The 18,603-nt window shown below is 37.8% G+C and carries 17 protein-coding genes; 13 read left to right on the top strand and 4 right to left on the bottom strand.

Features of this window, described 5'->3' with window-relative positions:
• The first annotated feature begins 79 nt into the window (after window positions 1-79).
• The 5 genes from Q4567_RS04620 (at window position 80) to Q4567_RS04600 (ending at window position 6,721) form a co-directional block, all read left to right on the top strand.
• The gene (locus tag Q4567_RS04620; protein WP_303474391.1) at window positions 80-367 is read left to right on the top strand and encodes an acyl carrier protein; all 288 of its coding nucleotides are present in this window, start codon (window positions 80-82) and stop codon (window positions 365-367) included.
• 26 nt (window positions 368-393) lie between these two features.
• Entirely contained in the window at window positions 394-1,518 is a 1,125-nt protein-coding gene (gene wecB, locus Q4567_RS04615; RefSeq protein ID WP_303499543.1) for a non-hydrolyzing UDP-N-acetylglucosamine 2-epimerase, read from the top strand.
• A gap of 9 nt (window positions 1,519-1,527) precedes the next feature.
• Entirely contained in the window at window positions 1,528-2,781 is a 1,254-nt protein-coding gene (wecC, locus tag Q4567_RS04610) for a UDP-N-acetyl-D-mannosamine dehydrogenase (protein WP_303499542.1), read from the top strand.
• A 46-nt stretch (window positions 2,782-2,827) separates the two neighbouring features.
• A complete protein-coding gene (gene prsT, locus Q4567_RS04605) occupies window positions 2,828-5,587 on the top strand; it encodes an XrtA/PEP-CTERM system TPR-repeat protein PrsT (RefSeq protein ID WP_303499541.1) in 2,760 nt (919 codons plus the stop codon).
• A 75-nt stretch (window positions 5,588-5,662) separates the two neighbouring features.
• Window positions 5,663-6,721, top strand: coding sequence for a hypothetical protein (locus tag Q4567_RS04600; RefSeq protein WP_303499540.1), 1,059 nt, complete (start codon window positions 5,663-5,665; stop codon window positions 6,719-6,721).
• A 569-nt stretch (window positions 6,722-7,290) separates the two neighbouring features.
• Here Q4567_RS04600 and Q4567_RS04595 read toward each other — a convergent pair.
• From Q4567_RS04595 to Q4567_RS04585, 3 genes are all read right to left on the bottom strand, one after another.
• A complete protein-coding gene (locus Q4567_RS04595; RefSeq protein ID WP_303499539.1) occupies window positions 7,291-8,142 on the bottom strand; it encodes a PEP-CTERM sorting domain-containing protein in 852 nt (283 codons plus the stop codon).
• A 334-nt stretch (window positions 8,143-8,476) separates the two neighbouring features.
• A complete protein-coding gene (locus tag Q4567_RS04590; protein ID WP_303499537.1) occupies window positions 8,477-9,328 on the bottom strand; it encodes a ThiF family adenylyltransferase in 852 nt (283 codons plus the stop codon).
• A gap of 94 nt (window positions 9,329-9,422) precedes the next feature.
• On the bottom strand, window positions 9,423-10,160 hold the full coding sequence (locus Q4567_RS04585; RefSeq protein ID WP_303499535.1) for a PEP-CTERM/exosortase system-associated acyltransferase: 738 nt from the start codon (window positions 10,158-10,160) through the stop codon (window positions 9,423-9,425).
• 176 nt (window positions 10,161-10,336) lie between these two features.
• Between Q4567_RS04585 and Q4567_RS04580 the strand changes: the two genes are divergently transcribed.
• Window positions 10,337-11,227: a hypothetical protein gene (locus Q4567_RS04580; RefSeq protein WP_303499534.1), complete on the top strand. Its 891-nt coding sequence runs from the start codon at window positions 10,337-10,339 to the stop codon at window positions 11,225-11,227.
• A 59-nt stretch (window positions 11,228-11,286) separates the two neighbouring features.
• On the opposite strand, the gene Q4567_RS04575 is transcribed toward Q4567_RS04580, so the two are convergent.
• Window positions 11,287-12,135, bottom strand: coding sequence for a patatin-like phospholipase family protein (locus tag Q4567_RS04575; protein ID WP_303499635.1), 849 nt, complete (start codon window positions 12,133-12,135; stop codon window positions 11,287-11,289).
• A 92-nt stretch (window positions 12,136-12,227) separates the two neighbouring features.
• Here Q4567_RS04575 and Q4567_RS04570 point away from each other — a divergent pair, with 92 nt between their 5' ends.
• The 7 genes from Q4567_RS04570 (at window position 12,228) to Q4567_RS04540 (ending at window position 18,593) form a co-directional block, all read left to right on the top strand.
• The gene (locus Q4567_RS04570) at window positions 12,228-12,998 is read left to right on the top strand and encodes a serine protease (protein ID WP_216049997.1); all 771 of its coding nucleotides are present in this window, start codon (window positions 12,228-12,230) and stop codon (window positions 12,996-12,998) included.
• Window positions 12,999-13,143: 145 nt separating this feature from the next.
• Window positions 13,144-13,791 carry a hypothetical protein gene (locus Q4567_RS04565; protein WP_303499533.1) on the top strand — a complete coding sequence of 216 codons (648 nt, stop codon included), beginning with the start codon at window positions 13,144-13,146 and terminating at the stop codon, window positions 13,789-13,791.
• 14 nt (window positions 13,792-13,805) lie between these two features.
• Complete coding sequence (locus Q4567_RS04560; protein ID WP_303499532.1) at window positions 13,806-14,084, top strand: hypothetical protein; 279 nt, start codon at window positions 13,806-13,808, stop codon at window positions 14,082-14,084.
• Window positions 14,071-14,919, top strand: a complete 849-nt coding sequence (locus tag Q4567_RS04555; protein WP_216050000.1) for an HprK-related kinase A — start codon at window positions 14,071-14,073, stop codon at window positions 14,917-14,919. The genes Q4567_RS04560 and Q4567_RS04555 overlap by 14 nt, the downstream gene beginning before the upstream one ends.
• Before the next feature lie 4 nt (window positions 14,920-14,923).
• Window positions 14,924-16,045, top strand: a complete 1,122-nt coding sequence (locus Q4567_RS04550) for a nucleotidyltransferase family protein (RefSeq protein WP_303499531.1) — start codon at window positions 14,924-14,926, stop codon at window positions 16,043-16,045.
• A gap of 237 nt (window positions 16,046-16,282) precedes the next feature.
• On the top strand, window positions 16,283-17,563 hold the full coding sequence (tviB, locus tag Q4567_RS04545; RefSeq protein ID WP_303499530.1) for a Vi polysaccharide biosynthesis UDP-N-acetylglucosamine C-6 dehydrogenase TviB: 1,281 nt from the start codon (window positions 16,283-16,285) through the stop codon (window positions 17,561-17,563).
• 10 nt (window positions 17,564-17,573) lie between these two features.
• On the top strand, window positions 17,574-18,593 hold the full coding sequence (locus Q4567_RS04540; protein ID WP_216050003.1) for an NAD-dependent epimerase: 1,020 nt from the start codon (window positions 17,574-17,576) through the stop codon (window positions 18,591-18,593).
• Window positions 18,594-18,603 lie beyond the last annotated feature (10 nt).

Genomic DNA, 18,603 nt, shown 5'->3' with positions numbered 1-18,603 from the left:
TAATCTCTTGTTTATGGGTTGCAACTATTTCTTATTACTTTAAATAATGGAACAATACATCAACGGATGATAGAAGTTTATGTACGATCTATCTAAAAAATACAATAATACAGGTACTGAGAGTATGAATACAGCCGCGTCTGTGAAAGAAATTTTAATTGATGTTTTACAATTATCTAGTGATGTTGAATTTGATGAGGATACACCTCTACTGGGAGCAATTCCTGAATTTGATTCGATGGCTGTGGTAACAGTGTTAACGTCTATTGAAGATACCTTTGGTGTTGAAGTGGATGATGATGAAATAAGTGCAGATATATTTGAAACCTTTGGAGCATTGTGCGGATTCGTTGAAACCAAAGTTTAATTCTCTCCTATTACTAAAGAGTCATTATGAAATATCAAAATATCATGCTGGTGTTTGGGACTCGTCCCGAAGCTATTAAAATGGCGCCGTTGGCAATTGAACTTAAAAAGCACAGTGAATTAAATGTTTCTGTTTGTGTTACAGCGCAACACCGACAAATGCTTGATCAAGTATTATCGCTTTTTGAACTTACCCCTGATTTTGATTTAGATTTAATGCAGCCAGGGCAAGATCTCTATGATATTACCACCAGGGCATTGTTGGGATTACGGGATGTGTTTAGTCAAGCTAAACCCGACCTTATTTTAGTTCATGGTGATACCACAACCACATTTGCCGCCTCGTTAGCGGCGTTTTATCAACGCATACCAGTAGGTCATGTAGAAGCTGGGCTTCGGACCGGGGATATTTATAGCCCTTGGCCTGAAGAAATTAACCGTAAGTTGACTGGGGCACTCACAAAATTGCATTTTGCTCCTACTCCAAAAGCTGAAGCTAATTTGTTGGCAGAGAATATATCTTCGGATTCTGTTTTTGTGACAGGGAATACGGTTATCGATGCGTTGATTCAAGTCGAAAGTAAAATTACCACTGATGACTCTTTAAACCGTGAACTAGCCAGCCGTTTCGAATTCTTAGATCCAACTAAAAAGCTTATATTGGTTACCGGACATCGACGTGAGAGCTTCGGTGATGGTTTTGAAAATATTTGTAGAGCGCTAAAAACCCTGGCTGAACAAGAAGATGTTCAAGTTCTTTATCCGGTGCATTTAAATCCAAATGTACAAGAACCCGTCAATCGTTTACTTGCCAACACGCCAGATGTATTTTTAATCGACCCTCAAGATTATCTTCCTTTTGTTTACCTAATGAGTCGAGCACACATTATTCTTACCGATTCTGGAGGAGTACAAGAAGAAGCTCCATCCATTGGCAAACCGGTTTTGGTAATGCGTAACACAACCGAAAGGCCTGAAGCCGTAGAAGCTGGAACAGTTAAATTGGTTGGAACAGATTACAACAAAATAGTTGAAAATGCGTTTTCGCTATTAAATGATGAAAAAGCGTATCAGGCCATGTCTTTTGCCCATAATCCATACGGAGATGGGAAAGCATGTCAAAGAATAGCGAATTTAATAATAAATAACTAAGGGATAAACATGGCATTTGCTAAAGTTTCAGTTATTGGTTTGGGTTATATTGGTTTGCCCACCGCCGCGGTAATAGCTTCTCGTGGTGTCGAAGTCATTGGTATAGATGTTTCTGAAAAAGCCGTTGATACAATTAATCAAGGTAAGGTTCATATTGTGGAGCCAGACTTAGATATGGTTGTTCAAGCAGCTGTGACCATGGGGAAACTTCGAGCTTCTCTTACACCTGAACCCGCTGACGCTTTTATGATAGCCGTACCTACCCCCTTTAAAGAAGGTAAAAAACCTGATTTAAGTTTTATTGAAAAAGCCGCTAATGCCATTGCTCCTGTGTTAGAAAAAGGCAATTTAATCGTTTTAGAGTCAACATCACCGGTGGGGGCAACAGAAAAGCTGACAGCTTGGTTACAGGCATTACGTCCAGATTTGCACTTTCCTGGGCATAGTAGTCAAGAGCCGGATATGTTTGTTGCACATTGTCCAGAACGAGTATTGCCAGGACGAGTATTAGAAGAACTGGTATCAAATGACCGCATTATCGGCGGGATGTCTGCTGAATGTAGTGATAAAGCCATTGAGCTTTACGATATTTTTGTGCGTGGTAATTGTTTAAAAACCACTGCTCGGACGGCGGAAATGGCAAAGCTCACTGAAAACAGCTTCCGCGATGTGAATATTGCATTTGCTAACGAGCTGTCGATGATATGCGATGAGTTGCATATTAATGTCTGGGACCTAATCGCTTTAGCTAACCGCCATCCTAGGGTGAATATTTTAACGCCAGGGCCAGGTGTCGGTGGACACTGTATAGCTGTTGACCCATGGTTTATAGTAGATTCAGCCCCGAAAACTGCCAGAATGATCCGCACCGCTAGGGAAGTGAATGACGGTAAACCGGGATTTGTCATTGATAAAATAAAAAAAGCTGCTGACGAATTTAAACGGCCGGTTATCGCATGTCTGGGATTAGCGTTTAAACCCGATATTGATGATCTGCGTGAAAGCCCTGCACTAGACATTACCCTTAAATTAGCGCAAATGGGCTTAGGTAAGGTGCTTGCTGTTGAGCCTAATATAAAAGCCTTACCCGAAAAATCAAAAAACTTAGACATAGAACTAGTGGGTCTTAACGAATCAATGGAACGAGCCAATATTGTTGTCGTTCTTGTAGATCATAAGCAGTTCAAGAGTATGGACATCTCAGATATAGCGAGTAAAGTGGTAGTAGATACTCGAGGAATATTTACTCGGACACCTTCGTGAATTGAGTTCATCAGTACTGTTTTAAATAAGTCAAAGGATTTAGAAGATGCTAAAAACGATACAACAAATATGGATAATTTTAATAGTTTTTACAGGGATAATTGCCTGTACACCAGCGACGATTGAAGAACGTGTTGAAAGTGCAGAGCGGTATATTAGTGAAGGTGATCGTAATGCTGCAATTATTGAATTGAAGAACGCAATTTCTACTGACTTTACAGCTGCCCAGCCGAGATTACTGCTAGGGAAACTCTATATTGAAATAGGTGATCTCCCATCTGCTCTTAAAGAATTAAATAAAGCATTAGAATTAGGTTCTAAAGAATCCGAAGTTCTGCCGCTATTATCCAAAGTCTATTATCATATGGAAGAATTTGAATCGGCAACTGATATATTTAATCGATATATCGTTTCATCAGATGAAACAGCTAGTAGTTTAGCACTTTTTGCTATAGTTGCTTCAAGAAGAGATAATATTACTGAGGATCAAGTCTCCATATCGGCGCCAAATGTTACGTTAACTCCCTCAGATAAGAAAATTGCAGAGGCTGCGATTTTAATTGAAAGTGTTGAATTTAATCGAGCTTTACAGATTCTGCAAAATGTCCAGACAAATGATAAGAAACCTCTGGTTTTATCATTAATTGGCCTAGCTGCTTTTTATAGTGAAAATTACCAATTAGCAATTGATGCACTTACTGAAGGTTATGAACTGCTTCCAATAATTAATTCATCATCCTATTTGCTTGCAAACTCTTATTTAAAATTAGAAGATTACGAACAGGCCAACATTCAAGTTGATAAAATTCTTAAGGTGTCTCCTGATAATGGAGCTGCTAATGTCTTAAAAGCCCAAGCGGTATATGGTTTAGAGAACTATGAAGAAGCCGTATTATTCGCGGAAAAAGCAATTCAAGGCGGTGCGACAACAGTTACATCACGCTCTATCGCTGGAATTAGCCATTACTTTATAGGACAGGAAGAGAGGGCATATACCCATCTAAATGCGTTATACACTTTAAATCGTTTGCCAAAACCATTGTTTAAACTGCTTGCTGAGTTACAGATTAAGCTGGGATATTCCGAACAAGCTAAAAACTTGTTAATGGGAATTCAAGGCAGTAGCGAGCAAGATTCTGAAACATTAACTATGGTTGGATTAGAATTGGCTAGGGCTGGAGACTTTGAATCCGCATCCAGCTTAATAAACAAAGCATCAAAAGCTAATCCAGAAAACACTGATATAAAACTTAAAAAAGCAATCATCGATTTTGCTGTATCTCCTGAAGAGAGCAGCGTTGGTTTTGAAGAAATTATATCTGCTGACCCTTCTATGGATATTGCTTGGGTCTATTTGGTAATGAGCCATCTAAAACAAAATGATATCGAAGGTGCTATTTCGGCAGCGCAAGAATGGCAGAAAACCGAAAAAGCGGAGGGCTTAACACTTGAAGGTGTTATCTATGAACAAACTGGAGATGTCGAGGCTGCTGAGCAATTTTATAAACAAGCCCTACAGATAGACGATAAACAAAATGGTGCTAGTTACTTTTTAGCGCGTCTATATGAACAATCGGGAAGAGATGCTGAAGCATTTAACTTGTCTAAGTCTGCTCTAAACAAGGTAGACAATAAAAACCGCTTATTAATCGTTTTCCTTCGTTCGTCAGTAAACACTAAAAAGCATACTGACAGTGTTCAATTTCTAAAGGAACTCTACGATAACTCAGATGATGACATAAATTTGTTTGTGGCTTATGCCATAGCATTGAGAATGGCTGGAGAAGTGCAACAATCTGCCGATTTGTTAAGTAGTAAAATAGACCTTTTAAATGGTCTGGGCTTTGTTACATTGGGTGATAGCTATATAGATTTACGTCAACCTAAAAATGCACTGTCTACGTTTGCTAAGTGGCGTGAACAATTACCTAATGAACCTGGTGGCTATCTGCGTGCTATTGGAATTATGATGGCAAATGGGGATATACTTAATGCTACTGCGTTAACAGAGACCGCTAAGACACGCTTTCCCAATCAAATTCGCTTTGACTATTTATATTTAGAGCAAATGATTTTTGCTAAGCGCTTTTCTGAGGCAAAAGATCAAATTGCTCAACTAAAAGCGAAAGGCGAAAATACGCTGACTTTACTTATTTCTGAAGGTGACTTAGCGTTCTACCGAGAAGATTTTGAGCAAGCCATCGAGCTACGAACTCCAGTTTTCGAAAGGCTTAAAAACTTCAATACAATGTATAAACTAGCTCAAGCTTTAGCCAAAATGAATAGAAATCAAGAAGCTTTGGCGCTGATCAATAACTCTGGTTTGGATATTGATTACACGGTATCGCAACGATTCAAGCTTGCATCATTATTTACTGAGATAAAGGCATTTGATAAAGCTGAGCAAGAATACCTTAAACTACTTGATTTTAATCCTGAAAATATTATTTGGTTAAATAACCTTGCCGTCAATCAGATGAAGTTAGCTAAACTTGATGATGCAAAAGAAATTGCCGAAAAAGCCAGAGATCTTATTGGCCAGAGTGACAAGTTTTTTGAACCATATATTTTAGCCACTTTAGGGCGTATTGACTTTTTGTTAGGTGACCATGACTCTTCTTTTGAAAATCTTAAAGTGGCACATGAAGCCCTAGAGAAAGTTAACGAAATTACCTTGGATTACATGGAGACACTTTTAGCTTTAAATTACTTTGACAAGTTTAATGAATTGTCTTCTAAACTTGTCAAATTGACACCAATGGAAAGAGAGCGGCTCGCAACACTAAAAAGTCGGATGGGTAACTAATTACATTTACTACTTTTTATATGGTATTTCAGAATAGAACAAATGTAATGAGAACGTTCTTGAAATTGAGAGTTATTGGCAATGAATTCGATTAGCACTGAACAAGCAATTAATATACTTCTGAAGGCAGCTGAGCTAGCTCCCTCAGCTGATAACTCTCAACCTTTAGTAAAAAAGGTACTAAATAATAGATTTACTATTTATGAGAAACAAAAAGAAACAGTAGGTTTTTCAGATCAACAAGGGTTCTTGTCAAGTTTTGCTTTGGGCTTAGCTACTCAAAGTATAGTGTTACAAGCTGAATATATGGGAGTAGCAATTACCGTAAAAGCGTCGTTGATGGAAAGTGCGGGGCGTCTGAATGTTGAGTTTGTATTACCTGGTCCCAAAATAGATGTGAGCAATACCGATATTTCTCCAGACATTTCTAGTCGGTATACCGAAAGAGCACTTGCTTTTAGTAAACCGACTGGAAATATAGATATTCAACAAATGCAGACTTATATAAATGAATTTGACTGTCAATTGAGCAAGTATGATAAAGCTGTTTCCCCTACCTTTAAGCAAATAGCTAAGCTAGCTGGTCGGGCAGAAGAAATGCGCTTTCAAGACAAAAACATTCATGCAGAAATGACCTCATCTATTGACTTTGACGATAAATATCAAGGCAAAAAACACTTACCTTTAAAAGTGTTGAAATTAGATTTTGCTGCTCTTTTGGGGCTTAAATTAATTCGTAGTTGGAAATTGCTGAGTTTTCTCAATAATTTTTGTTTTTATAAAATGTTAGGTTTTAAAGGTGCAACAGAGCCGCTGTCAAAAGCGCCGTTAATTTTCTGCTTATCCAGTCGCTCTTACAATAAACACGACTTGTTTAATGCTGGCCGTGCTTTGATGTCTGTGTGGACCAAGTTGACAGCTCAAGGGCTTGCTGTTCACCCATATGCAGCTGTCGGTACTATGATGTCAAATCACTTTACATTTCAAGATGCTAAGCTGGAAAAGAAACGCCAGGCTTTTTCTGTAAAGTGTAAAGAACTGATTGGTTCCGATACACCGTGTATTTTACTGCGTGTCGGTATCTTCAAAGGTGAAAAGGTTAAAACTGGACGAATGCCCATTGAAAATGCCTAATACAGATAACCTTTTGTGGTTTCTTAGCTTCGCCTAATTAACCTCTCTTAGCTAGCCAGTTTCTCTTATTCAATCTTAAATATACAATATAAGTTTGATTTCCCATTATTTACACTGGTGAACTACAACTTAAATAAACTTCCATCAAATATAAGCGTAAACGATATACACATTTAAATTTGTTGAAATGTAGGCACTCAAATACAGCTACAAGCGCTTATTTTAATTTGAATAGGTATTTAGCCTTGTGAGAATTCGCATTGTCTGAGCAGTTTAAATTGCATAGAAATTAGGTTTAACTCCATATATCTAAAGATGCTCTAGAAATTCTTAGAATGAAATTGATGATAAATGAATTTGTAGGTTTTTTATGAATAGAAAGCCTTCCTTTAAAATAGCTGTGTTCAAATTATCACTATGAGTAGTTGAATGGCGGGAATGCATTTATTGAGTAGGCTGGTCTATCGTGGTTAGATTTAATAACAAAAAGCCTCGCAATAGCGAGGCTTTAAAATTCTGTTTAATGCTTATCTCTAGAAAGGATAAGCATTGGAGTGGTTAATCTTATATTAACGAGATTTGCGACGTGCAGCACCGACTAACAATAGACCCATTCCTAGCAAAGCAATTGAACCTGGCTCTGGGATACGGTCAAGAGTAAAGTCAAAGTCACTTCTTGCGAAGAAAGGGTCAGAAAGACCAAGGCCACCCAAAATATTTCCTGAACCTACGATGTCAGTCATAAAGTCATCACCAGTTGCAAAAAATGCTGACAGTGGTGATGATTGCTCTCTAAATTCATAACCTGTATTGTTGTCTAAAATTGATAAAGAGTAGTTAGCAGAACCAACGGTTGTACCTGAACTAGTAGTAGAAACTAAATCTATATTCAAAGGTGCCCCTACACCTAGAGAATCAAGTGATCTCCAGTAATCATCATCATCACCGAAACCAGCTACTAACCAAGGATCACCATTTGTTGCTTCAGCTTCACATTGTGCTGTGCCACCTAGATGACAATCAACACCAAAGTCTACTGATGGGTCTGCAAACAATGCAGCCATTGCACCAGCGCCGTAAGTTGCTTCGAAGTCAGCATTTGGACCGAAAGTGATTGCAGTACCAGTGATATCAGTAATTGTAATTGCTGAAACACCTGTTACTTCTTTGGTAACACCAAGGTCATAGATAAATGAGTTATCAATGCTAGTCACTTTCTCAAAAGAGATGAACGCGTACAACGTATCACCAACTACTAAGTCACCAGATGTTTTGATTGCACCACTGCTATCTATAACATATTCTAAATTGTCGTCTTCGAGTGCTAAAGGACCAGCTGGAAGTGGGATTGTAAGCGCACTTGCTGCTGAAGAGACCATAGCCGAAGCCAACGCTAGGCTTTTTAAACTAAATACTTTCATTGTATTTCTCCGTGTTAAAATTAATTTTTGGCTCTATACATTTTTAGCAACATTTTGAATAGCTGCACTATAAAGCACTCATATATTACTAAGCATTTACTGTGCCTACTTTTTGGATATTTTTTAAATTACTGAATATTATAGAAAAAGTTGATTTTCTGTTTGCTTTATTAAGTGGAGGAAATTACACATTGTAAAAAAAACTGACATTTTTATCGTTTAAATCGAGCTCATTAATCAACAATAATGAATTGCGAATATATTCATCTGTTATTAATTTTATAAATAGTCGCTTTGTGTACTGTTTACCTAACCAAATGGTCAATAATTTTAATTAGAGTAACTTCTTTTTGGCGATATTAAAAATTAAACGTTGTAAAAGTCCTTTGTTGCCAAAAGGGAGCCACGTTTTGACCAAAGTATTTCTGTAAGCATCGAAATGTAATCCTTTGGGAGCGCAAAGAACTTTTCCTCGGCCCAACAGAATTTTTAATACATTTGTTTCTGCTACTCCCGAACACAGTTTAACGCCCATTGGCGTAGAAGGACCTTTTTTTGCGTTAAAGTCTGCGCGGGACTCATCGACTAAATATTTCATCTGTAACATTTTAGGAGTCAAGCCAATCATAAATTTAATTAACTGTTCATTTTCTGTATTGCATGATTCAAATTGAAAATACTCTTCGTATGACATTTTACCTGGCATGAAACATAAAAAAGCACTTCCCATACCTATTGGAGCTGCAGTAACGATTGGGATATTTTTGTCATGACATTTTTGGAAAACGAGTTTACGTGCAGACAATGCAAAAAAATCTAGACTATCTACATACACATCTACATCTTCAAGGAAACGGTCGACGTTTGTTTCATCTATTCCTTGCTCAAATGAATCTACAGTGCTCTGCGGATTGATGTCTAAACATACTTCTTTCATGACTTGGCATTTCGGTCTATCTAACGTACTTATATATGCGCCTGCTTGTCGATTGAAATTATGAACCTCAAATTCGTCAAAGTCGGAAATGGCAAATCGTTGAATTCCAAGTCTGGCTAATGTCACTAAATGATCACCTCCAACGCCGCCTAAACCAGCTATTGCAATCTTTTTAGTTTTTAAAATAAGCTGTTCTTCTTCAGTTACCCAGCCTATGTTTCTTGAAAATGCTTTGTCATAGTCAAACATTATCTAAATTCTCTGCTATTAATTTTTGAGTCAAATAGAAAAATTTTGGATTTTAAATTCAAAGGTCTCTTTCCGCAGATGTCAAATGTTGAATTTACATCTGTTCATCGATTCCTACTTTAATCTTGTTCAACAGCGCTTTAAAATCCGGTTTAAGATTACCTTCGACAGATTGTGGTTGGATATAAAATGGCGCGCGTTTTCCATGGTAGTCGATCACGGGGCCAATTTGTTCGAAAGGCAACCCAACAAATCGCATACTTCTGGCTAACCTAGGTTCCACCATTACGTAACAATGATGAATGTTTTTGTTCATTAGAATTGCTGTAGCTGATAGATATAATCCAACGGCGATAAAAGGAAAACAGCGAAGTTCTGTTTCTGAATAAATTTCTTTATTAATAACCCCTAGAGCTGCACCATCGAAATTATCCATTTTTCTTCGTCTGAACTCTAAAGGGACAGCTAAACGTGATATTTCACAAATATCATCTCGATCAAAATTATTCGGGAAAAGTTCTGGCCGCTGAATCGCATTTTGGCAATAAAGCTCAATGGGTAATTTCTGGGAGTCGTTTGCTGAGGTGATTAGTCTCACCGTGCCTGCATATTGCTGACTAGATTTATGTTGGATTAAACAATGATATGCATGATCATCGAAATTATCGGTTTCAATTTTTTGTTCGTTTTCAGGTTCAAAGTGCAGTTCTTCACAGTACACCTGATGGCGTATACCATAAGAATGCTTTTTATGCTCTTCGGACTCTGAAAATACCGGTTTTAAATAATCGGAAAAATGACCCGAAATACTGTCTGCAGAAATTTCTGTCATTACAACTTTCCTTTGTTATGTTTATTGACCATTATTAATAGGGAAACTCAAAAAATTAAAACTATGTAATACTAAAGTGTCGGGTTAAAGTCCTTATTTGTCAAACAAATACCGCAATTTCTATGTTATACATTAGTTTAAAGTTGGCCTGAATATCATTCAAAAGAGGATTTTAATTGAAAAACTATCAGTTATCACAAATTCACATTGAAACGGCTAGGAATTCGACAGACGATTTTAACTTGTTTCATGATAAAAATCGCTGGAATTGGATTGCTGATAATCCATTTAAAGGGCCTATCGCTCTGGGATTTCAATTAGGCTGCTTTATCGAAACACAATTTCAACACCGCCAAACTGAATTAAATACATCGGATGAAATTAAAAATTTTTCCTTCAGTGTATTTGAGTTCACGTTTGCTGGGGTCGTTAATCCTGGTGATAGTCTAACGCTGGATATCAAAGCAGGTAAAAAAACGCAAAGTGTGGACGGTGAACAGCAGTCTAATCGACTTTTATTAAAAGCAAATGGCAAAGCTGTTATTTTAGGGTTTAAACGAGAGTCTGAATTTTGCCCAATTCAGTTGCCGGATAATTTTCCTAAAAATATTGACTGGGGCATGCGTGCAGATCGCACTTTTGATCAAGCAAGTCAGTGTTTCTTAAAACGGAAATACATGATCGTAGGCAACGCCAAGAATTTTTTAACCAGCGCATTTGGCGAACAATCTGAATACATCGATGAATTTGCAGATAAGGTACGGTTTCCACAGATGTATCCCATGAGTCTATTGTCATCGGCTTTATTAGAACGTGCACAAGCAATAGGTCATGACTTAATTAAAGATCCTATGATTTACTCTTCTCATAAATTGAGTATTGATAAACGATTATTAGAATCTTTACGAAGTAATGATGTGTTAAACATTGTAGTGACACCAGAAATAGCGATGCCAGGCAATGGGCATAAAGTCAGTCACATCTGTGTTGGTTATTTAAAAGGAAATGTCCCCCTATTTATGGCGCAAATTGTGCTTTTGCCACTAAGTGCTATGTTAGATAAGTAACTTCAGGTTTTTTACGTTTTGAACTGAATAACGCTCAAGGGAAAATTAAACAATTATGTTTACTGTATCGGAGTGATCTTTTTGGGTAAGAATTCATGGGCAGTGTCATAGCCAATTTGGTAAAGCTCTTTTTTTTGTTCTACCGTTAACGAAAAATCGACTGAAGAGTAGGTTCCTGTTTCAACAATTATCGTGTTATGCCAATGCTCAGCGTGGACATACTCTCTCGATAGGGCCGTCATAAATGTTTTTATCAACATGAAAATATATTCAGGTAGGTGAAAAAATGCCTGCCTTTTTCGCACCTGATGTATTTGTTGACTCTTCAATCTGAAACAAACATTTTTAGCATCGCTGTCAGTCCAATTTCTAAAAAGTGCATCTTCGGCTAAAATTGCGCCATCAACAAGTAGATGATCACCGTAGGTTTTAAAACTAAAAATTAATGGAATCGACATTGAAAACCGGACCGCTTGTGAAACTTTCAAGTCTGGACTGGTTTCCTTATTGAAAATCACTGGTCCACCGCCGTTGACATCGGTGGCGACTATACTTAAATCAGTCGATAATTGAGAAAATGTTTTGCCATTTAACTGTTTATCCATCCAATTTTCAAATTGATTGCCAGAACTTAAGCCTCCTTCTTTTAATAAGCGAAATATAGAATAGCCTTTAAATTGTTTAAAATCTGTGTGCAGTGCGAGAGTCAATATTTTTTCTAATGGCATTCCGCTACAATAAAGGGCACAAACGATAGAGCCTCCAGATATTCCAACTACATGGCTAAATGTTAACTTCATTTCTAACAGAGCCTGTAGGATACCGATATGACAGGTTAAACGTGTCCCTCCACCTGAAAATATAGGAACGATTTGGTTTTTATTGGTATCGTATGGTTGAGGCATCATTACTTCGCTCAAAGCTGGTTTTCTTTCAAATATGGCTGACAATTTGGTTTTTTGCATTATTATTTTAAGCTAATTAATGGAATATGGATTTTATGTCTAGTTTGATTAAGCGTTTGTTTGTATTTGTTATTTTATTTTCAAATTGTCCAAGTTATGCCCACGACATTGTCGATATCGTAAAAGTGGCTAAACAATCAGTAGTCGGGATAGGCATATACGACCCAATTAAAGCCCCACAAACGAGTTTACACGGTACTGGTTTCGCGGTAGCTAATGGACAGTATATAGTGACGAACAATCATGTTATTGCTAAACCGTTGGACGCCAATGCAAAACAAAAACGTGTGGTTCTAGCTGGTGTCGGACGTTATCCCAAAATGTACGAGGCATATGTAGTCGAAGTTGATGAATTACATGATTTAGCGTTACTTCGAATTAGTAACAAATTAAAGCCTTTTCAACTAGCCGGAAGTAACTTGATAGCTGACGGCACTGAAGTGGCATTTACAGGATTTCCCATTGGGGCTGTTTTAGGGCTTTACCCGGCTACTCATCGCGGTATTATTGCCTCGTCAACGCCGGTTATAGTGCCTACTGAACATTCTAGTCAATTAGATGCTAAAACATTGAGACGCTTAAGAGATCCGTATTTAGTCTATCAAATGGATGCCACGGCTTACCCTGGCAATAGCGGCAGTGCAGTTTATGAGGTGGACACCGGTAAAGTCGTAGCTGTTATCAATAAAGTGTTCGTAAAAGAAACAAAAGAGACTATTTTATCCGCGCCTAGTGGCATTACTTACTCAATACCTGTAAAATACGTCAGACAACTTTTAAGATCAGCTAACGTAGAAGTCGATTAGCTTGTCGAAAAAATTTACACTACCACTATATTACATTAATTAAACATATATAAATCAATGGATTGTTGTCTTGGCGTGGTTTTTGCTTTAACGATATCATTAAAGTTAATTGCGTTCAGAAGTCGCATAAAAAGGGTTTAAATCAATGAATGAATTCGATAAGTCGTTTAAAAAGGATGTTTCTGCTGTGAACAAGCGCCGTAATTTTCTTAAGAAGTCGGCCACCGGAGCAGTGATTGTTAGCCTTCCAGCTAAATCAGTATGGGGAACTACCTGTAATGTGTCAGGTAATTTGTCAGGTAATTTGTCTACAAGTACCCATGAAAAAACATGTACTATTCCAGATTTGAATTATGGTTGCCGTCCTCAAAAATGGAAAGACTCAGACAGCAATTGTGATGACATGTTCGATAAGTTGAAGCAAATGAATCATGGTCGACACAGAAGGGACGACGATGATTGTAAAAAAGAAAGAGAAAAGTATAACGCTAGTATCGACGCAGTTAAAAGTTGCTCGCTAAATTTACCAAAAGAATTTTTCCGCTATAGCGATGATAGTTGTGGAAATCTATTGAGCGGCAACTGTGGCAGCAGCTATCAAAAGTTGGGCGCGGTATTTTTGAATGCGTGTTTTGGTTTTTATCCAGGTTATGAAGGTATCTCTCAAGCTGAAGACTTGTGCAAGGAAGTATTTGTTTACTTATACGTGAAAGATAAAACCGGCTCTTTGGTAACCGATAATGAATTGGGTATGACTGACAACCATAGGTTAAGTAACTGGGAACCTTCCTAAGAAATTAAATAGACGTGAGTTACTATAGTCTCACTCCGGGTTCGCGGGTTTATCTTTTTGAAGATGGAAGCGGCATAGGGATTTATTCTGGTTACGATAGTAATACCTTTTTCATTAATTCTAGACAGTTAGAAAATGTCAAGAAGGTTGAACTCAATTTAGAGTCAACCTTCGATGCAAGTTTATTTCAATCCATTCTTGGACTAGATCAGTCTGAAGCAGAGTTCGTTTTCCACGATTTAGTTGAGAAGAAAGTTCTTCGGGAAGTAGTGGAGTTCGATGCAGATTCTTGACACAGGTCTTTACCGTTTTTCGTTAAAATCAGATGTGAAACATGTTTCAACAGTTGCTAAGAGTTTGTACTCAGATTCCTGCGATTTAGACGGGCCTATCGACTTTTCAATCCGTCTCGTTTACGAGTCTTTATTGAGACGATTTATTAAACCGCAAATCAGTTTTTATTCAGATCAACATTCCCCCTTTAAACCTCTTCCAATATCTCAAGCTGCAGCTGTTCTTGAATGGGGAATGAACTGGTGTATAGCAGCCCATGAATTTGAACGTTTACTTATCCATTCAGCGGTTTTAGTTAAAGACGGTAAAGCCATTGTTTTTCCTGCGTTGCCAGGCTCAGGGAAAAGTACACTGACGGCTCATCTTGGATTATCTGGTTGGGATGTCTATTCAGATGAGATGGCAATAATTGATACCACGACATCTAAGGTTCACCCATGGTATCGACCTGTTTGTTTAAAAAACAACTCTATTGATCTTATCAAAAAGTGGCACCCAGAAGCATTTTTCACTCCCATCTGCAAAGATACTCAAAAAGGCGATGTAGCACACCTTAAAGTACTGGAAAGAACTCAATATAGTCAATTTAAACCAGCCGAGATTGTCGCGGTCGTGTTTCCCAAGTATTCCCCAGATTCAGAATTAACCATTTACCAATTAACACAATTGGAAGCTTTTAATACTTTGAGTAAGAATGCGTTTAACTATAATGTACTTGGTGGAACGGGGTTTGATACAGTTGCTAAGATAATTAAATCCTGCCGCCTTTTTGAAATTGAGTACAATGACTTAAATGAAGTCAATGAATTTCTCAAAGAAGATGTAATCGGGTGATAATGTGTTGTTGAATACAAAATTGCTTTATCAGATTTTATTAAACCCAAGTCGAGGGTTAAATCTAGCTTTGACGGATTGGCAAAATGTTATTTTTATCTTACGCGAAGGTAAGTTGTTAGCTAGTTTATATCATGCAGCAAAACGCGATGGTTGCTACGACGCTTATCCGCACTTTGTAAAACGTCATTTATATTCTGCTTACGTCTATGCAAACCGTCAGGCTCAACAAATCTTTTTCGAGGCAAACGAATTTCGCTTATTGCTTGAGCAAGTAGGTATTACTGCAGTGTTCTTGAAAGGAGCGGGATATACTCTACGAAATAGTTTGAATAGTTACGGCAGAGTCTGTTCTGATATTGACGTTTTGGTGAATAAGAATGACCTTACGGCTGCTGAAGCCCATGTTAAAAAAAATCGCTGGCAATCAGAAACCCTTAATGACTATGACGAAAAGTACTATCGAGATTGGGCTCATGAAATACCACCATTGATTCATATAAACCGAGCAACTGTGGTGGATATGCATCATAATTTATACCCACCGATTAGTGGCCGTGCAATTAATATCAAGAAATTTATTTCTTCACGCCAAAAAATGCAATCTGGTTGCTTTGTACTGGAACCAGCAACCACTGTTATGCATAGCATTATTCATATGTTTGCCAATGAAGATAGCAGCAGCTGGATGCGTGATCTTTATGATATTATTCTTCTGATTAAAGAAAATGAGAGTGTTGAGTTCTGGAAAGTTTTAATGGAATCTTCTCAACAAACTGATTTTGAGTTTGAATTTGTTTGTTGTATAAAGGCTTTGCAACATTATTCCAACCTGAATATACCAACAGATGTCGTCAGCTACATAAATGATTATAGACTGACCAAATTGCAACGCTGGCTTATTCAAAATGCTATATTGCCATCAATTGCCCCCGAACATAGTTTAGTTATGTCATCCAAAATTAAATGGGCTAAAACAATCGTTTATTTTCGTGGCCACTGGATCAAGATGCCATTTGCAGTACTTTGCAAACACTTTGCGTTTAAATCATTTTTTGCGATACGTGATCAGATTATGGGTAAACATCATTTTGACCCCAAATTACCCCAAAATCCGAACTGGTAATATCTATTTATAGATTTTAAACAGCTTTTGCTTTTAACCATTCTATTTATATGAAATATTAAACTTATTCACTTACTTTCAATAACATAACGCATAGTGTCAAATAAAAGTTGGTATAGCTAGCTAGGTAAATTAGATACTTAGGTATCTTAAATAGCACTACTAATTTGCCTGATTTACGTGCAAACTACGCGGTTAAAAATAATCATATTCTGTTCTTTAGAGAGAGGTTAGGGTTTGACGGAAAATATATATAAAAAGCGCATAGGCATCATTGGCTTAGGCTATGTTGGTTTGCCCCTAGCAGTGTCTTTTGGCAGAAAGTTTTCTACGCTGGGTTTCGACATCAATCAACAGCGAATTGAAGAACTCAATCGAGGTGAAGATCACACCTTGGAAGTTTCTCCTGAAGAGTTAAAAAGCGTGACATCTTTGACGTTTTCATCTGAACCTGAAGACCTCTCTCAATGTGATTTTATTATTGTTACCGTGCCTACGCCAATTGATAAAAATCGTCAACCTGATCTGACCCCTTTGAAAAAAGCCAGTGAGATGATTGGTAAAGTGGTCAAATCTGGCGCTACCATTATCTATGAGTCAACGGTATACCCTGGTGCGACTGAAGAAGTATGTATTCCGTTAATCGAAAAATATTCTGGTTTGAAGTTCAATCAAGATTTTTATGCAGGCTACAGCCCAGAGCGAATCAATCCAGGAGATAAAACCCATCGTCTGGAAAGCATTATTAAAGTCACCAGTGGTTCCACTCCTGAAATTGGTGATTTAGTCGATCAATTGTATCTCAGTATTATTGAAGCGGGCACACATAGGGCGTCTTCCATAAAAGTCGCCGAAGCGGCTAAAGTAATTGAAAACACCCAAAGAGATTTAAATATTGCGCTAATAAATGAGTTGGCAATGATATTCGAAAGGCTCGGTATTGACACTGAAGAGGTGTTATTAGCCGCTGGTAGTAAATGGAACTTCTTGCCGTTTCGCCCCGGATTAGTGGGCGGACACTGTATTGGTGTTGACCCCTATTATTTGACCCATAAAGCCGAAGAGATTGGTTATCATCCTGAAGTCATTTTGGCGGGACGTCGCATTAACGACCAAATGGGCGAATATGTGGTCAGTCGTTTAGTGAAAAAAATGCTAAATAAAAAAATCATGGTTAATGGCGCTAATGTGCTTCTTATGGGGATCACATTCAAAGAAAACTGCCCCGATATTCGCAATACTAAGGTGGTCGATATTGCCACTGAGCTGGATAACTATCATGTGAATGTCGATATTTATGATCCTTGGGCCGAATCTGAAGAGGTTCAAGCTGAATATGGATTGAAATTAGTCAGTGAACCGGAAGTGGGAAAATATGACGCTATCATTGCGGCCGTTGCCCACCAAGAGTTCAAACAAATGTCGAGCCAAGAACTCCGTGCGCTAGGCAAAGACAATTGTGTTGTGTTTGACTTGAAATATATTATTGATAAAGAAATCGTTGATTTAAGACTTTAGGACAAAGTAAATGAAAATTTTAGTAACTGGGGCTGCCGGTTTTATTGGATCTCATGTAAGTTTGTATTTGCTTGAACGTGGTGATGAAGTAGTGGGGTTAGACAACCTCAATGATTATTATGACGTGAACCTCAAGCTAGATAGATTAAAAAGAGTAGAGCAGCATAAGAATAGCTACAATTTCACTTTTGTTAAAATGTCAGTGGAAGACAAAGAGGCTATGGCTGATTTGTTTGATGAACATAAATTTGACAAAGTCGTACACCTAGCGGCACAAGCTGGTGTGCGTTATTCATTAGAAAATCCCCACGCTTATATTGATGCCAATATTGTTGGTTTTATGAATATATTAGAGGGTTGCAGACACAATAAAGTGAAACACTTAGTTTATGCTTCCTCTAGTTCAGTTTATGGGGCTAACGAGTCTATGCCTTTCTCCGTGCACGATAACGTTGACCATCCAGTATCGTTATACGCGGCAAGTAAAAAAGCCAACGAACTGATGGCTCATACTTATAGTCATTTATTCAACTTGCCTACTACTGGCTTGCGTTTCTTTACCGTTTACGGTCCTTGGGGACGTCCAGATATGGCGTTATTCTTATTTACTAAAGCGATTTTAGAAGATAAACCGATTAAAGTGTTTAATTACGGTAACCATAAACGCGATTTCACCTACATTGATGACATTGTGGAAGGTATCATTCGTACCCTTGATCATACGGCTGAATCTAACCCAGATTGGTCAGGTAAGAATCCAGACCCTGGCACAAGTAAAGCTCCTTGGCGGGTTTACAATATTGGAAACCAATCACCCGTTCAGTTAATGGAATATATCGAGACCTTAGAAGAAAACCTGGGTAAAACCGCAGAGAAAGAGCTTTTACCTCTGCAAATGGGCGATGTTCCTGATACCTACGCAGATGTTGAAGCTTTGGTTCGAGATGTTGATTACCGTCCACAAACGACAATTCAAACCGGGATTAAAAACTTTGTAGGTTGGTATAAAGATTACTTCAACGTGAATTAATCGTTTTTCA

This window comes from Aliiglaciecola sp. 2_MG-2023 (genome assembly GCF_030548145.1).
GTDB classification, from domain to species: Bacteria; Pseudomonadota; Gammaproteobacteria; order Enterobacterales; family Alteromonadaceae; genus Aliiglaciecola; species Aliiglaciecola lipolytica_A.
This window is presented reverse-complemented; position numbering and strand designations above follow the sequence as displayed.